This is a genomic window from Brevundimonas sp. PWP3-1b1 (genome assembly GCF_049896065.1).
Classification (GTDB): domain Bacteria; phylum Pseudomonadota; class Alphaproteobacteria; order Caulobacterales; family Caulobacteraceae; genus Brevundimonas; species Brevundimonas intermedia_B.
This window is the reverse complement of sequence record NZ_JAFCTO010000001.1, coordinates 745922-759060: the sequence shown is the minus strand read 5'-3', so window position 1 is coordinate 759060 and position 13139 is coordinate 745922. Positions and strand designations below refer to the sequence as shown.

The window sequence follows — 13139 nt, the reverse complement described above, 5'->3', positions numbered from 1 at the left end:
CCATGAGCACCATGAACACTGTCGGCCGCCCGACCGCCCCGAACCAGGTCCAAACCAAGCCCGCCACCCTGACCGGCGGCCGCGGTCTCCTGCAAAATGAAGCCCTGATCTTCGAGGGCGAAGGCTGGGGCAAGACCGGCGTCGATCTGCCGGAACCCAGGACGGACGCCTCTGACCTGGGCGACCTGGTCCGTAAGGATCCGATCGGCCTGCCCGGCCTGTCCGAGCCGGAGGCCATGCGCCACTATGTGCGCCTGTCGCAGAAGAACCACGCCATCGACCTGGCCATCTATCCGCTGGGCTCGTGCACGATGAAGCACAACCCGCGCCTGAACGAGAAGATGGCGCGCCTGCCCGGCTTCTCGGACATCCACCCCCTGCAGCCGATCTCGACGGTCCAGGGCGCGCTGGAGCTGATGGACACGCTGGCCCACTGGCTGAAGACCCTGACCGGCATGCCCGCCGTCGCCCTGTCGCCCAAGGCAGGCGCGCACGGCGAACTGTGCGGCCTGATGGCTATCCGCGCCGCGCACGAGGCCTCGGGCCAGCATGAGAAGCGCCGCAAGGTGCTGGTGCCCACCAGCGCCCACGGCACCAACCCGGCCACGGCCGCCTTCGTCGGCTACACGGTCGTCGAGGTCGCCCAGACCGAGGACGGCCGCGTGGACGTGGCCGACCTGGCCGCCAAGCTGGGCGACGACGTCGCCGCCATCATGGTGACCAACCCCAACACCTGCGGCCTGTTCGAGCGCGACATCCTGGAAATCAGCCGCCTGACCCACGAAGCGGGCGCCTACTTCTACTGCGACGGCGCCAACTTCAACGCCATCGTCGGCCGGGTTCGTCCGGGCGACCTCGGCGTCGACGCCATGCACATCAACCTCCACAAGACCTTCTCGACGCCGCACGGCGGCGGCGGTCCCGGCGCGGGTCCGGTGGTGCTGTCCGAAGCCCTGGCGCCCTTCGCCCCGGCGCCGTGGGTGGTCCATGACGACAACGGCTATCGCCTGATCGAGCGCGAGGAAGACGAGGCTGTTCAGGCCTTCGGCCGTCTGTGCGCCTTCCAGGGCCAGATGGGCATGTATGTGCGCGCCCTGTCCTACATGATGTCGCACGGCGCCGACGGCCTGCGTCAGGTGGCCGAGGATGCGGTGCTGAACGCCAACTACATCAAGGCCCGCCTGTCAGACCTGATGAGCGCCGCCTTCCCCGACGGCCCGTGCATGCACGAGGCCCTGTTCGACGACGAATGGCTGAAGGGCACGGACATCACCACGCTCGACTTCGCCAAGGCGATGATCGACGAGGGCTTCCACCCGATGACCATGTATTTCCCCCTGGTCGTCCACGGCGCCATGCTGATCGAGCCGACGGAGACGGAGTCCAAGGCCGAACTGGACCGCTTCATCCACGCCATGCGTCTGCTGGCCGAAGCGGCGAAAGCCGGCGACGTGGATCGCTTCAAGGGCGCCCCCTTCCATGCGCCGCTGAAGCGCCTGGACGAAACCCGCGCCGCCCGCACGCCGGTCCTGCGCTGGTCCGCCCCGGCAGGGTCGAACCAGGCGGCGTAATCCGCAAGTCGCCCCTTCCTTCGGGAAGGGGCTGACGTGGCCTCGATCCCGCACTAGGTCATGGTCATGACCTGGACCACCAACGACATCCCCGACCTTTCCGGTAAACTGGCCATCGTCACCGGCGCGACCGGCGGTCTGGGACTGGAAACCGCTCTCGTCCTGGCCTCAAAAGGCGCCGAGGTGGTGCTGGCGGCCCGCAATCCGGATAAGGGCGCCGAGGCCGAGCGATTGATCCGCGCGCGTCATCCGGCCGCCAATGTCCGATTCGACCTGCTCGACCTCGGCGACCTGGCGTCCGTGGCCGCCTTCGCCGATCGTCATCTGGCGGCCGGACGGCCCATCGACATCCTGATCAACAACGCCGGCATCATGGCCCTGCCGACACGTCAGACGACCGTCGATGGCTTCGAGATGCAGTTCGGGACCAACTACCTGTCCCATTTCGCCCTGACCGGCCGGTTGCTGCCTCTGCTGACCCAAGCCCAGGCACGCGTCATCCAACTGTCCAGCGTCGCGCACCGCCGCGGCCATATCCGACTGGACGACCTGAACTCCACCACCCGCTACAGCCCCTGGCCCGTCTATCAGCAGTCAAAGCTGGCCATGCTGATGTTCGCCATCGAACTGCAGCGCCGCAGCGACGCGCGAGGGTGGGGTCTGACCAGCGTCGCGGCCCACCCCGGTTTTGCTCGCACCGACCTGATCACAAACGGTCATGCCGGAAAGCCCGGCCTGTTCGCACGCGGCGCGCGGCTGCTGGAGGGCGTGCTCAGCCATTCCGCCGCTGACGGCGCCCTGCCGATCCTCATGGCCGCGACCCTGCCGAACATGGTCCCGGCCGGCTATTACGGCCCCACGGGGTTTCAGGAAATGAAGGGCCCGCCGGGCGTTGCGGTCATCAAGCCCCAGGCCCGCGACGCCGAGGTCGCGCGCCGGCTCTGGGCGGAATCCGAGCAGTTGACCGGCGTCCGCTACGGCTGAGGCGTGTCGCGTCGGCAACAGCCGGCGAACGACTGCGGTTCATGACCAAAGCGTCATTCGCCGGACACCGATCCGCCATCGACGCAGGCCCTTAAGAGGTTTGTGGCAAGGTCGTCACGGTCGTCTTTTCCTTTCCCGACGAGGGATCGCGCGGCCGTGGCGACCGTTGTCATAACGACCTCCCCTCCCCATCTGGCGTATCCGTGACCTCCCTCTCCGTTCTCCTCGCTCAGCCTTCGAAACCGCGCAGCCGCATGCTGCGTCTGGTGAAACGCTGGGCGCTGATGATCGGCGGCGTGTTCGTGGTGCTGCTGGGAATTCTGATCGCGCCCCTGCCGGGTCCCGGTGGGATTCCGGTCATCGCCGTGGGCCTGATGCTGATCCTGAAGAGCTCGTTCTGGGCCAAGCGTCAGTTCATTCGCGCCCAGTACGCCCGCCCGAAATGGGTCTATCCCTTCCGCCGCCTGATGCGGAAGAAGCCGGAGTTCGCGCCGGTGTTCTGGCAACAGGCCCTGCGCGCCGAAAAGGTCGTGACCAAGCGGTCCGGTCGTCGCCTGTCGCGCGGCCGCAAACAAGTGCGGCGCTATTTCCGCAAGCTGTTCCGCTAGTTAGCCGATATTATTGCGGTTGCGTTGCTGCAACCGCTAACCACGGCAACGTGAACGCAGTCCTCCCCAGTCAGGCGTATCCTGTCTGCGCGTTATCAGAGAACCACTCATGCGTTGGGAGGCGCTAAGGTCATGATGTCACGCGTACAAAAGGGTCTGATCGCTGGGTTTGCGGCGACCATGGCCGTATCCTTGCTCGAAATACCCAATCTGTTCCTCAACTGGTTCGATCCCTTCCAGGGGGTCATCGCCAGTATGTTGGGCATGCCGGGAAACCTCGCCGTCGGGTGGTTGGTCCACGTCATCAGCGGCGTGCTCATCCTGGGGCCGCTGTTCGCCATCCTGTGTCCCCGACTACCGACCGATACGCCCGAGACCAAGGGCATCGTCTTCGCCGTCGGCGCCTGGGTGCTGATGATGGCGGTGATCGTCATGTTCGGAAACTACCGGACCTTCACGGCCGGCGCCGGCTTCGGCACCTTCGCCTGGCTGCTGATCACCCACGCCGTGTTCGGCATCGTGCTGGGCAATGTCTATGCCCGGCTGGTGGCGCGCGACAGGCGTATGGGCGCCACGATCATCGGCGGCGCACACGCCCACTGATCACGGCTTGACCGCCCAAGAAAAAGGCCCCCGACGGCGACGTCGGGGGCCTTGTTTCATTCAGCGTGAGTGCGGATCAGTTCAGGCGATCGCCGATCTGGGCGATGGCGCTGTCCAGCAGCGGATCCTTGGCGCCGCTGGCGATGCGAGCGGTCAGGATCTGTTCGGCGGTCTTGGCGGCCAAGTCGGCGGCGGCCGCCTTGACCTCGGCGGAGGCCTGGGCCTCGGCCTGGGCGATACGGGTCTCGGCCATCTTCTGGCGACGGGCCAGGGTCTCTTCCAGCTTGGCCTTGGTCTCGACTTCCAGACGACGGGCGTCGGCTTCCGCCTGGGCCATCATCTCGGCGGCCTGGGCCTCGGCCTCGGCCTTTTCCTTGCGGATCTGGACCAGCAGGGCCTCGGCCTCGGCGCGCAGGCGGGTGGCCTCGTCCAAGTCGGTCTGGATCTTGGCGGCCTTGGCGTCCAGGGCCTTGGCGGCGATCTTGGGCACGCCGGCGGCGACCAGGATGCCGAAGAACAGGATCAGGCCGATGCCGACCCAGATCTCCGCATTGGCGAAGCTCCAGATGCCGTGTTCGAAGATCAGGTTCATCAGGCGGCTCCCTTGACGGCGGCCAGCTCGGCTGCGGTCGCGGCCTTGCCGGTCAGACGCTCGACCATGGCGGCGGTCGTGTCGGAGGCGATGGTGGAGACATTGGCCATGGCGGCGTCGCGCGTCTTGCCGATGGAGGCCTCGGCCTCGGCGATGCGCGCGTTGACGATCGCTTCTTCCGCAGCCTGCCGGGCGTTGGCGTCCTCGGTTACGCGCGCCTTGGCGGCGGCGGCCATCGAACGGGCGTCGGCGCGGGCCTTGGCGACTTCGGCCTGAGCGAGAGCGGCCTGTTCGGCGGCCTCGGCCTGGACCTGACGCGCGGTGGCGACGGCGGTGGAAATGGTGTCGGCCCGTTCGTCCATCACCTTGCGAAGGCGCGGGGCGAAGACCTTGGAGACCAGCAGATACAGGACGACGAACAGGATCAGCAGATAGCCGATCTGGCCCGCCCAGTGCTCGAACTGGAATTGCGGCAGGCCGCCCGAGCCGTGCTCGGCGGCGGTCGCCGTCTCGGCGTGCAGGTCCGCTTCGACCGAAGCCGGGACTGCATGGTTAGATTGGGTGCTGGCCATGAACCGTCTACTGCAGGATCAGATGAAGCGGCGCGCGGGCGAACCCCGCGCGCCGTAATCGGCTGATATCAGCCGAAGATCATCAGGATGCCGAGCACGAAGGCCAGGATGCCCAGGGCTTCGGCAAGGGCGGCGCCCACGAACAGGTTGCCGACTTGGCCGGCGGCGGCCGACGGGTTGCGCAGGGCGCCGGCCAGGAACTGACCGAAGATGTTGCCCACGCCCAGGGCCGAACCGATCATGCCCAGGGTTGCGAGACCGGCACCGATGTACTTGGCGGCTTCAGCGTCCATGATTGTATTCCTAGATTAAAGTCGTTGGTGGTTGGGGTGAAGAGACTGGTCCGGCCCTTTAGTGGGCGTGGTCCAGGTTGACCACATCATTCAGATAGATGCAGGCCAGAACGGCGAAGACGAAGGCTTGGAGGAAGGCCACGAGGAACTCCAGCGCGGTCAGGGCGACGACCATGCCCAGCGACAGGGCCGCGACCGGGAAGGCCAGCAGACCGATGCCGCCGCTCAGGCCCAGCATGCCCAGCGACACGACGAAGCCGGCGAAGATCTTCAGCGCCACGTGACCGCCCAGCATGTTGCCGAACAGACGAAGCGCCAGGGTGACCGGACGCAGCAGGAAAGAGACGAACTCGATCAGGCCGACGACGGGGCGCAGCGCCAGCGGCGCGCCCATGGGCCAGAACAGCTTGAAGAAGCCCAGGCCGTTCTTGGCGAAGCCGACCACCAGCACCAGACCGAAGGTGATCAGGGCGAAGGTGATCGTGATGGCCAGTTGCGAGGTCGCCGTGAAGGTCAGGAACAGACCCAGGATGTTCATGCCCAGGATCAGCGTGAACAGGGTGAAGACGAACGGGAAATATTTGCGGCCTTCGTGACCGATGATGGAATCGGCCAGGTTGTCGATCAGGCCGAACATGCCCTCGCCCGCCGACTGCAGGCGGCCCGGCACGATCTTGGCGTTCGACGTCACGGCCGCCAGGAAGCCGACGATCACCACAAAGGCGGCCGTCATGGCGATGTGCGAATTGGTGATCGCCAGATCGACCACGCCCAGAACAGGCAGGGTCACGTCAGGAAGGTCGATGACCTTCTGAATCTGAAACTGATGAATCGGATCGGCCATGAAGCCCTATCGTTCCCCGTCTTCGTCGGCCTCGACGTAGGGTTCGGCCGGAGCCGACGTTCCCAACGCCTTTGCCTGCGCCATCAGCCGGTTGGCTGTGCGACGCGCCATGTAAATCGACAAGGCGAAGCCCAGAAGGACCCCGCCGATCAAACCCCACGGACGGATCCCAAGGACCCAATCCGCGATCGCCCCGAACGCCAGACCCACCAGGACGCCGCCGAGAAGCTCGGCGATGATCTTGTAGGCCTGACCCGACACCTGATGGCCGGTCAGCTCGGCGGATTTCTCCGCCGTCGTCCGCGCCTCCAATGCGGATGCGCTGTCTTGGAGGCGTTTGATCGCCTCTTCGCGCGATTCCGGCATGGGGGATAGGACCTGTGCGCTCAGCGTCCGGACAGTGCGTCCGAACGGGTCTGAATTCGGCGCGGAAACTAATCGTGAGCGGCCCATAGGTCAAGGCGTCGTGATCACGCTCTAAACCGTTGTAGAATTTCGACTTTCGCCGCCTGTGGACAAGCCGTGACGATGCGCCGCTGTTCAAGGCGACAGAATCCCGCCCGTCGCGACACGGGTCCAATGGCGATCAGCGCCGCAAACGACTAGGTTCACGGCCATGAATGCGCATGTTCCTCCCCCCGCCGCTCCGCTTCGCCCGATTTCGGTGAGGTTGGCGACGCCGCGCGGCTTCTGCGCCGGGGTGGACCGGGCGATCCAGATCGTCGAACGCGCCATCGAGAAGTTCGGCGCCCCCGTCTATGTGCGCCACGAGATCGTTCACAACCGCCACGTCGTCGAGCGGCTGAAGGCCATGGGCGCGGTCTTCGTCAAGGAACTGGACGAATGCCCCGACGACCGGCCGGTCGTCTTCTCGGCCCACGGGGTGCCCAAGTCGGTGCCCGCCACCGCCCGGGCGCGCGAGCTGGTGTTCCTGGACGCCACCTGCCCCCTGGTGTCCAAGGTCCATGTCGAGGCCGAGCGCCACCACGCCGCCGGCAAGCACATCATCCTGATCGGCCACGCCGGCCATCCCGAAGTCGTCGGCACCCTGGGCCAGCTGCCGCAGGGTGCCATCAGCCTGGTCGAGACCGAGGCCGACGCCGAATCGTTCGAACGCCCCGGCGACGCCCCCCTGGCCTATGCGACCCAGACCACCCTGTCGGTCGACGACACGGCGGGCATCCTGAAGGTGCTGAAGCGCCGCTTCCCCGAACTGCCCGACCCGCACAAGGAAGACATCTGCTACGCCACCACCAACCGCCAGGACGCGGTCAAGGCGCTGGGCGAGGGCTGCGAGCTGGTGCTGGTGGTGGGGTCCAAGAACTCGTCCAACTCGGTGCGGCTGGTCGAGGTGGCGATGCGCGCCGGCGCCGGAGCCGCCTATCTGGTGGACGATGCGTCCCAGGTGGACTGGACCTGGTTCGACGGGGTCCAGACCGTCGGCGTCACCGCCGGGGCCTCTGCGCCCGAGCCGCTGATCGAAGGCCTGGTGGACGCCATCCGCGCCCGGTTCGACGCCACGGTGACCGAGGACGGCGGCGCGCGCGAGACCGTGACCTTCAAACTGCCGCGTCTGCTGACGGCCTAGGCCACCACCCTGCGTCAGCGTTCCTCGCCGACGAAGTCCTGGGCGAACTCGGGCGCGTCGTCATCGAGAGGCAGGCTGCCGTCCTCGTCGTCGGCCTCCGAGGCGCGGCTGGGGTCCGGCACCTCGAACCCGACCGGCAGCGACAGGTCCAGCAGGCCCGCCGCCTTCATTTCCTGAACGCCCGGCAGGTCGTACAGGGTCGCCAGGCCGAAATGCTCCAGGAACCGATCCGTCGTCGCATAGGTCACGGGCCGCCCGGGTGTGCGCCTTCGCCCCCGCAACCGCACGAACCCCATCTCCAGCAGCAGGTCCAGCGTGCCCTTGGAGATGCTGACGCCGCGCACGCTTTCAATCTCGGCGCGGGTGACAGGCTGGTGGTAGGCGATGATGGCCAGGGTCTCCAGCGCGGCCTTGGACAGGCGGCGCGGCTCCTCGCGCTCCTGCGTCATCATGAAGGCCAGGTCCGGCGCGGTGCGGAACCGCCAGCGGTCGGCGGCGCACTCCAGCTCCACCCCCCGCCCCTCATAGCGGGCGCGCAGGCCGGCGATGGCGCGCGCGACATTGCAGTTCTCGGGCAGCCGCGCGGCGATCTCGGCGGCGGTCAGCGGCCCGGCGGCGGCGAACAACAGGGCCTCGACCCGCCGCTCGATCTCGGCCTCATCGGGTTGGAAGGACAGGTCAGACATGGGCGACGGCCCTCCCCCCTGCATCCTCTTCCAACATACCGTCATCCTCGCCCCACACTCCGTCATCCTCGCCCTTGTGGCGAAGATCCAGACTCCCGGTTTTGCCGATGGAGCGCTCACGCCTGACACCGGGAGTCTGGATCCTAGGGACAAGCCCTAGGATGACGAATCGAAAGGGGTGGAAAAGCGCGCCCATCACGGCGTCAGCTCTAGCGGCTGACCCTGCCCGCGCCGTTTGAGGAACAGCTCGGCGAACGCCTGCGTCTGTCGAATGTCCATCGCCCCCTCCTTGACCAGTTCCAGACTGGCCGACAGGGTCGAGGCCGTAAAGCTGGCCTGGCTGGGGCCTTCCTCGCCGTCACGATGCGGCGCCACCTGATCCAGCGGGGTCCAGTCGGCCAGTTTCGGCATGATCTCGCGCAGCCAGTCGCGCGCCGCCTCCAGCGGAAAGGCCTCGACCCGCTGGCCGGGCGAATACTGCCGCGCGCCCTCGCGCCGACGCTGGGTCACATAGGCGCTCATCAGTTCGTACAGGCTGGCGTCGATCCTGTCCGACGGCACGATCACCGTCGCCTCGGGGTCGCCGCGCGTGAAGACATCGCGCTTCAGCTGGGGCCGCGCCATCAGCTGTTCGACCGAGCGCCGCATGGCCTCCAGCTTCTGCAGGCGAAAGGCCAGGGCGGCGGCCATCTGCTCGGCCGGCGGCTCCTCGCCCTTGTCTTTCTCGGTGCGCGGCAGCAGCAGCCGCGACTTCAGATAGGCCAGCCACGACGCCATCACGAGGTAGTCCGCCGCCAGGGCGAAGTTGCGCCGCCGCGCCTCGTGCACGAAGGCCAGATACTGTTCCGCCAACTGGGTGATCGACAGCTTCAGCAGATCGACCTTCTGGTTCCGCGCCAGGGCCAGCAGGACGTGCAGCGGCCCCTCATACCCGTCCAGATCGACGACAAACGCCTCGCGATCCTCGACCTCGGCGACGGCGGTGAAGTCCAGATTGGGCTGAAACGCCTCAGACATTTCCTGCGCCTATCGCGCTTTGCGCTACTTGAGGCCGCCCTCTGGGCCTATCGCGCTTCGCGCTGCTTGAGGCCGCCGCGCCGATCACCCCTGCGCCTCCCCCACGTCTGGCCCCTTGGCGACGTCCAGCCGACCGCCCATCGCCTGGAAGAAGCGTTCGTGCCCCGCCACTGGATCAAGCGGTTCAGGCGTGCGCACGATCCGCGCCATCGCCGCCTCGGCCCGCGCCTTGGCCTTGCCCTTCAGCTTGCCAGTCGCCTCGGCCACCGCCTGCATCTCGGCCATGTCGCCGTTGCAATGCAGAACCACGTCGCACCCGGCCTTCAGCGACCGATGCGCCCGCTCGCCCAGCGATCCGCTCAGCGCCTGCATCGACAGGTCGTCGGTCATGATCAGGCCGGAGAAGCCCAGATGCTCGCGCATCATCTTCACGGCCTTCTTGGACTGGGTCGCCGGGCGCTTCTTGTCCACGGCGGTGAAGACGATGTGCGCCGTCATGGCCAGCGGCATGTCCGACAGCGCCTTGAACGGGGCGAAATCCCACCCATCCAGAGTGTCGAAATCGGCATGGACCGTCGGCAGGTCCTTGTGGCTGTCGGCGAAGGCCCGGCCATGCCCCGGCATATGTTTGATGCAAGGCAGCACCCCGCCCGCCAGCAAGCCTTCCGCCGCCGCCCGACCCAGCAGGGCGACCGTATCCGGATCCTGGCCATAGGCGCGGTCGCCGACGATGTCGTGGGCGCCCGGCACCGGCACGTCCAGCACCGGCGCCAGATCGACGTTGATCCCGACCTCGCGCAAATCGTGCGCCATCAGCCGCGCGCCCAAACGCACCCGTTCACGCGCGCCCATCGGATCGTTCGACGCCGTCACATAGGCGTTCCCGGGCGGATATTTGGGCCAGTGCGGCGGCCCCATCCGCTGGACCCGGCCGCCCTCTTGATCGATCAGGATCGGCGCGTCGGCATCTCCTATCGACGCCCGCAACTCGTCGGTCAGCGCCCGCACCTGATCCGGCGTGTCGATGTTGCGCCGGAACAGGATGAAGCCCCACGGACGCGCATCGGCGAAGAAGGCCTGCTCGTCCTCCGTCAGCCGATGGCCCGAACAGCCGTAGATGGCGGCGGAGGTCATATCCCCCTCACCGTCACCCTCGGGCTTGTCCCGAGGGCCCACGGTTCAGCGCCCGGAATGCATGAACGGGACGCACATCCCTTCCCCTCGCCCCTTCGACCGCGATGCGGACGGGTGGGCCCTCGGGACAAGCCCGAGGGTGACGGAAGGTAAAACCGCATCACCGAACGATGCAGTCCCGCCCGGCAGCCTTCAGCGCGTTGCAGAAGGCGACCGCCCGCTCGCGCGACAGGCCCGAGAAGGTGGTGCGGTACAGGGTCGAACCGCTGGACGAGGTCACTTCGGTCACCCGCTTCTGGGCGCCCGACGCATATTGACCGAAGCGGCCGGCGACGGCGGCGTATTCGCGATCCGCGATCTCGGTCGAGGAGAAGGCGCCGATCTGAACCGCAGCCGAGCCCGTCGCAGCAGCCGGGGCCGTCGGCGCCGGCGCGGCCGGAGCAGGCGTCGCCGGACGCGGCGCGGGGGCTGCTGGTCTCGTGGCGGCGGGCGGCAGGCCTTGGCCGGTCGGGGCGGCGGTCGGCGGCGCGGCGGGGCGCGGCTGGGGCGCTTCCGGCGGCGGGGTGAAGGTCACGGGGGCGTCGGTGGTCTCGGTCTCGTCGCGATAGACGCGCACCCCCTCGGCCGGATCGATCGGCTGGGCGTCGACGGGCGGCGCCGTCTTCATCTCGCCGACGGGCTGGCCCACGGCGGGCGGCGCGTCGGTCGAAGCGCGCATCCCCGAGCGATAGAAGAAGATCACGGCTACGATCAGCAGCAGCAGAACCACCGCACTGATGATGAGGGTGACCGGCGGCGCCTTGCCCCCGCCCGACCCGACATTGCGGCCGCTGCGCGGGTCATAGCTGTTGCGACGGAACGGCAGGTCGTCATCGGTCGGGGGCGTATAGGCGCCCCGGCCCGGCTTGTTGTCGTCATCAAAGGACATGGTCGCGCTCCGCCGTCTGTCAGGCGCGAATCGGCGCGCCGAACGATCACTCTACGCCCCCGCGTGCATCTTTCGAATCACAGATCGAGGGCGAGGTCGAGGCTGAACAGTTTCTGGTGCACTTCTATGGCGTAGCGGTCGGTCATGCCGGCGATATAGTCGCAGACGGCCCGCGCCCGCTGCGTCCGGTCGCTGGTCAGGGCGGGCGTGCTCCATTCCGGCGGCATCACCTCCGGCTCGGCCATGAACAGCTCGAACAGTTGCGACAGCACCCGACGCGCCTGGCTGCGCGTGCGGTTGACGCGGTAGTGGCGATACATCCGCTCGAACAGGAACTTCCTCAGGATCGCTAGGTCGGCGTGCATCTCTGAGGAAAAATCGACCATCGTCCGCCTGGCCAGACGCACGTCCTCGGTCGTGACGATCCGGTCGTCTTCCAGCCGCCGCGCCGTCTCGGCCAGCACGTCCTCGACCATGACGCCAATCATCCGCCGCACGGCCTCGATCCGCAGCATCCGGTCGTCGATGCCCGGATAGTTGGCCCGCACCTGCGCCAGCATCGGCCCGATCAGCGGCACCTGATCCAGGTCCTGCAAGGTGATCAGCCCCGCCTGCACCCCGTCGTCCACGTCGTGATTGTTATAGGCGATGTCATCGGCGACGGCGGCGCACTGGGCCTCCAGCGACGCGAACGTCCCCAGCCGCAGGTCCCAGCCCGCCTCCCCGCCCGTCCGGTACGGCCGCACCACCGACCAGGCCGGTTCGTCCAGCCGATGCGCCACCGGGCCATTGTGCTTGATGACCCCCTCGACCGTCTCCCAGCTCAGGTTCAGCCCGTCGAACTGCGGATAGCGATTCTCCAGCTCGGTCACGACACGGAAGCTCTGGACGTTGTGGTCGAACCCGCCGTGCCCGGCCATCTGCACCACCAGCTCGTCCTCGCCGGCGTGAGCGAAGGGCGGATGGCCCAGGTCGTGCGCCAGGGCGATGGTCTCGGCCAAATCATCGTCCAGCCTCAGCGCATGGGCCAGCGACCGCGCGATCTGCGCCACCTCCAGCGAATGGGTCAGGCGAGTGCGATAATGATCGCCCTCGTGCGCCACGAAGACCTGGGTCTTCTCCTTCAGCCGTCGAAACGCCGTCGCATGGATGATCCTGTCGCGATCGCGCGCAAAGGCCGTCCGTGTGCGACTGGGAGGCTCGGGAACGCGGCGCCCCAGGGTCAGGTCGGCGCGTTCGGCGTAGGTGGCGAGTTCGGTCTGGCTCAAGTGATCAACTTTGATGCGGGGGGCCTTTGCGAACGCCCTTGCGCGCCTCATATAGACAGCCGTGAGCACCGTCCAATCCACAGAACCGTCCACACCCGCCTTCAGCGTCGCCACGCGCGCGCCAGAAGGCATCGTCCTGGCCGTCAGCGCCGCCAAACGCCTGGCCAAGCTGGGCGCGGCCGAGGGCAAGACCTTGATGCTGCGCGTGGCAGTCGACGGCGGCGGCTGTTCGGGCTTCCAGTACCGGTTCGAACTGGTCGAGACGGCCCAGGACGACGACCTGCGCGTCCAGGCCGACGGCCAGGCGGCGGTGATCGACCCCGTCTCGGTCCCGTTCCTGAAGAATTCCGAGATCGCCTACGTCGATGAACTGGCCGGCGCCCAGTTCGTGGTCCGCAACCCCAACGCCGCCTCCAGCTGCGGCTGCGGCGTCAGCTTCTCGATCTGACGC

Annotated in this window: 16 protein-coding genes; 6 read left to right on the top strand and 10 right to left on the bottom strand. The window is 67.4% G+C overall.

Features of this window, described 5'->3' with window-relative positions:
- The first annotated feature begins 2 nt into the window (after positions 1-2).
- From gcvPB to ACP69V_RS03630, 4 genes are all read left to right on the top strand, one after another.
- Positions 3-1571 carry an aminomethyl-transferring glycine dehydrogenase subunit GcvPB gene (gene gcvPB, locus ACP69V_RS03645; RefSeq protein WP_426022686.1) on the top strand — a complete coding sequence of 523 codons (1569 nt, stop codon included), beginning with the start codon at positions 3-5 and terminating at the stop codon, positions 1569-1571.
- A 66-nt stretch (positions 1572-1637) separates the two neighbouring features.
- Positions 1638-2555 carry an SDR family oxidoreductase gene (locus ACP69V_RS03640; protein ID WP_426022685.1) on the top strand — a complete coding sequence of 306 codons (918 nt, stop codon included), beginning with the start codon at positions 1638-1640 and terminating at the stop codon, positions 2553-2555.
- A 254-nt stretch (positions 2556-2809) separates the two neighbouring features.
- A complete protein-coding gene (locus ACP69V_RS03635) occupies positions 2810-3163 on the top strand; it encodes a hypothetical protein (protein ID WP_426022684.1) in 354 nt (117 codons plus the stop codon).
- 132 nt (positions 3164-3295) lie between these two features.
- Entirely contained in the window at positions 3296-3766 is a 471-nt protein-coding gene (locus ACP69V_RS03630; RefSeq protein ID WP_426022683.1) for a DUF6789 family protein, read from the top strand.
- Between the two features lie 76 nt (positions 3767-3842).
- On the opposite strand, the gene ACP69V_RS03625 is transcribed toward ACP69V_RS03630, so the two are convergent.
- From ACP69V_RS03625 to ACP69V_RS03605, 5 genes are all read right to left on the bottom strand, one after another.
- Entirely contained in the window at positions 3843-4358 is a 516-nt protein-coding gene (locus ACP69V_RS03625; RefSeq protein ID WP_426022682.1) for a F0F1 ATP synthase subunit B, read from the bottom strand.
- A complete protein-coding gene (locus ACP69V_RS03620; protein ID WP_135195077.1) occupies positions 4358-4930 on the bottom strand; it encodes a hypothetical protein in 573 nt (190 codons plus the stop codon). Before ACP69V_RS03620 ends, ACP69V_RS03625 begins: the two co-directional genes overlap by 1 nt.
- A gap of 68 nt (positions 4931-4998) precedes the next feature.
- A complete protein-coding gene (locus tag ACP69V_RS03615) occupies positions 4999-5223 on the bottom strand; it encodes a F0F1 ATP synthase subunit C (RefSeq protein WP_008261286.1) in 225 nt (74 codons plus the stop codon).
- A gap of 58 nt (positions 5224-5281) precedes the next feature.
- Positions 5282-6067, bottom strand: coding sequence for a F0F1 ATP synthase subunit A (locus tag ACP69V_RS03610; protein ID WP_426019768.1), 786 nt, complete (start codon positions 6065-6067; stop codon positions 5282-5284).
- A 6-nt stretch (positions 6068-6073) separates the two neighbouring features.
- Positions 6074-6433 (bottom strand): AtpZ/AtpI family protein, encoded by a 360-nt coding sequence (locus tag ACP69V_RS03605; RefSeq protein ID WP_135195075.1) that lies wholly within the window; start codon positions 6431-6433, stop codon positions 6074-6076.
- Between the two features lie 250 nt (positions 6434-6683).
- Here ACP69V_RS03605 and ispH point away from each other — a divergent pair, with 250 nt between their 5' ends.
- Positions 6684-7655 (top strand): 4-hydroxy-3-methylbut-2-enyl diphosphate reductase, encoded by a 972-nt coding sequence (gene ispH, locus ACP69V_RS03600; RefSeq protein ID WP_426022681.1) that lies wholly within the window; start codon positions 6684-6686, stop codon positions 7653-7655.
- A 14-nt stretch (positions 7656-7669) separates the two neighbouring features.
- Here the strand turns inward: ispH and scpB are convergent, their stop codons facing one another.
- The 5 genes from scpB to ACP69V_RS03575 all read right to left on the bottom strand — a co-directional run bounded on the left by scpB (position 7670) and on the right by ACP69V_RS03575 (position 12688).
- Entirely contained in the window at positions 7670-8341 is a 672-nt protein-coding gene (gene scpB, locus ACP69V_RS03595; protein WP_426022680.1) for an SMC-Scp complex subunit ScpB, read from the bottom strand.
- 195 nt (positions 8342-8536) lie between these two features.
- Positions 8537-9358: a segregation and condensation protein A gene (locus tag ACP69V_RS03590; protein WP_426022679.1), complete on the bottom strand. Its 822-nt coding sequence runs from the start codon at positions 9356-9358 to the stop codon at positions 8537-8539.
- A gap of 84 nt (positions 9359-9442) precedes the next feature.
- Entirely contained in the window at positions 9443-10492 is a 1050-nt protein-coding gene (nagZ, locus tag ACP69V_RS03585; protein ID WP_426022678.1) for a beta-N-acetylhexosaminidase, read from the bottom strand.
- Between the two features lie 160 nt (positions 10493-10652).
- Complete coding sequence (locus ACP69V_RS03580) at positions 10653-11420, bottom strand: SPOR domain-containing protein (RefSeq protein WP_426022677.1); 768 nt, start codon at positions 11418-11420, stop codon at positions 10653-10655.
- Positions 11421-11497: 77 nt separating this feature from the next.
- Entirely contained in the window at positions 11498-12688 is a 1191-nt protein-coding gene (locus ACP69V_RS03575) for a deoxyguanosinetriphosphate triphosphohydrolase (protein ID WP_426022676.1), read from the bottom strand.
- A 130-nt stretch (positions 12689-12818) separates the two neighbouring features.
- Here ACP69V_RS03575 and erpA point away from each other — a divergent pair, with 130 nt between their 5' ends.
- On the top strand, positions 12819-13136 hold the full coding sequence (erpA, locus tag ACP69V_RS03570) for an iron-sulfur cluster insertion protein ErpA (protein ID WP_426024027.1): 318 nt from the start codon (positions 12819-12821) through the stop codon (positions 13134-13136).
- The last annotated feature ends 3 nt before the right edge of the window (positions 13137-13139 follow it).

Excerpts from the sequence above, each read along its gene's own strand:
- gcvPB (WP_426022686.1), top strand. The coding sequence starts at position 3 with ATGAGCACCATGAACACTGTCGGCCGCCCGACCGCCCCGAACCAGGTC.
- ACP69V_RS03640 (WP_426022685.1), top strand. The coding sequence starts at position 1,638 with ATGACCTGGACCACCAACGACATCCCCGACCTTTCCGGTAAACTGGCC.
- ACP69V_RS03635 (WP_426022684.1), top strand. The coding sequence starts at position 2,810 with ATGCTGCGTCTGGTGAAACGCTGGGCGCTGATGATCGGCGGCGTGTTC.
- ACP69V_RS03630 (WP_426022683.1), top strand. The coding sequence starts at position 3,296 with ATGATGTCACGCGTACAAAAGGGTCTGATCGCTGGGTTTGCGGCGACC.
- ACP69V_RS03625 (WP_426022682.1), bottom strand. The coding sequence starts at position 4,358 with ATGAACCTGATCTTCGAACACGGCATCTGGAGCTTCGCCAATGCGGAG.
- ACP69V_RS03620 (WP_135195077.1), bottom strand. The coding sequence starts at position 4,930 with ATGGCCAGCACCCAATCTAACCATGCAGTCCCGGCTTCGGTCGAAGCG.
- ACP69V_RS03615 (WP_008261286.1), bottom strand. The coding sequence starts at position 5,223 with ATGGACGCTGAAGCCGCCAAGTACATCGGTGCCGGTCTCGCAACCCTG.
- ACP69V_RS03610 (WP_426019768.1), bottom strand. The coding sequence starts at position 6,067 with ATGGCCGATCCGATTCATCAGTTTCAGATTCAGAAGGTCATCGACCTT.
- ACP69V_RS03605 (WP_135195075.1), bottom strand. The coding sequence starts at position 6,433 with ATGCCGGAATCGCGCGAAGAGGCGATCAAACGCCTCCAAGACAGCGCA.
- ispH (WP_426022681.1), top strand. The coding sequence starts at position 6,684 with ATGAATGCGCATGTTCCTCCCCCCGCCGCTCCGCTTCGCCCGATTTCG.
- scpB (WP_426022680.1), bottom strand. The coding sequence starts at position 8,341 with ATGTCTGACCTGTCCTTCCAACCCGATGAGGCCGAGATCGAGCGGCGG.
- ACP69V_RS03590 (WP_426022679.1), bottom strand. The coding sequence starts at position 9,358 with ATGTCTGAGGCGTTTCAGCCCAATCTGGACTTCACCGCCGTCGCCGAG.
- nagZ (WP_426022678.1), bottom strand. The coding sequence starts at position 10,492 with ATGACCTCCGCCGCCATCTACGGCTGTTCGGGCCATCGGCTGACGGAG.
- ACP69V_RS03580 (WP_426022677.1), bottom strand. The coding sequence starts at position 11,420 with ATGTCCTTTGATGACGACAACAAGCCGGGCCGGGGCGCCTATACGCCC.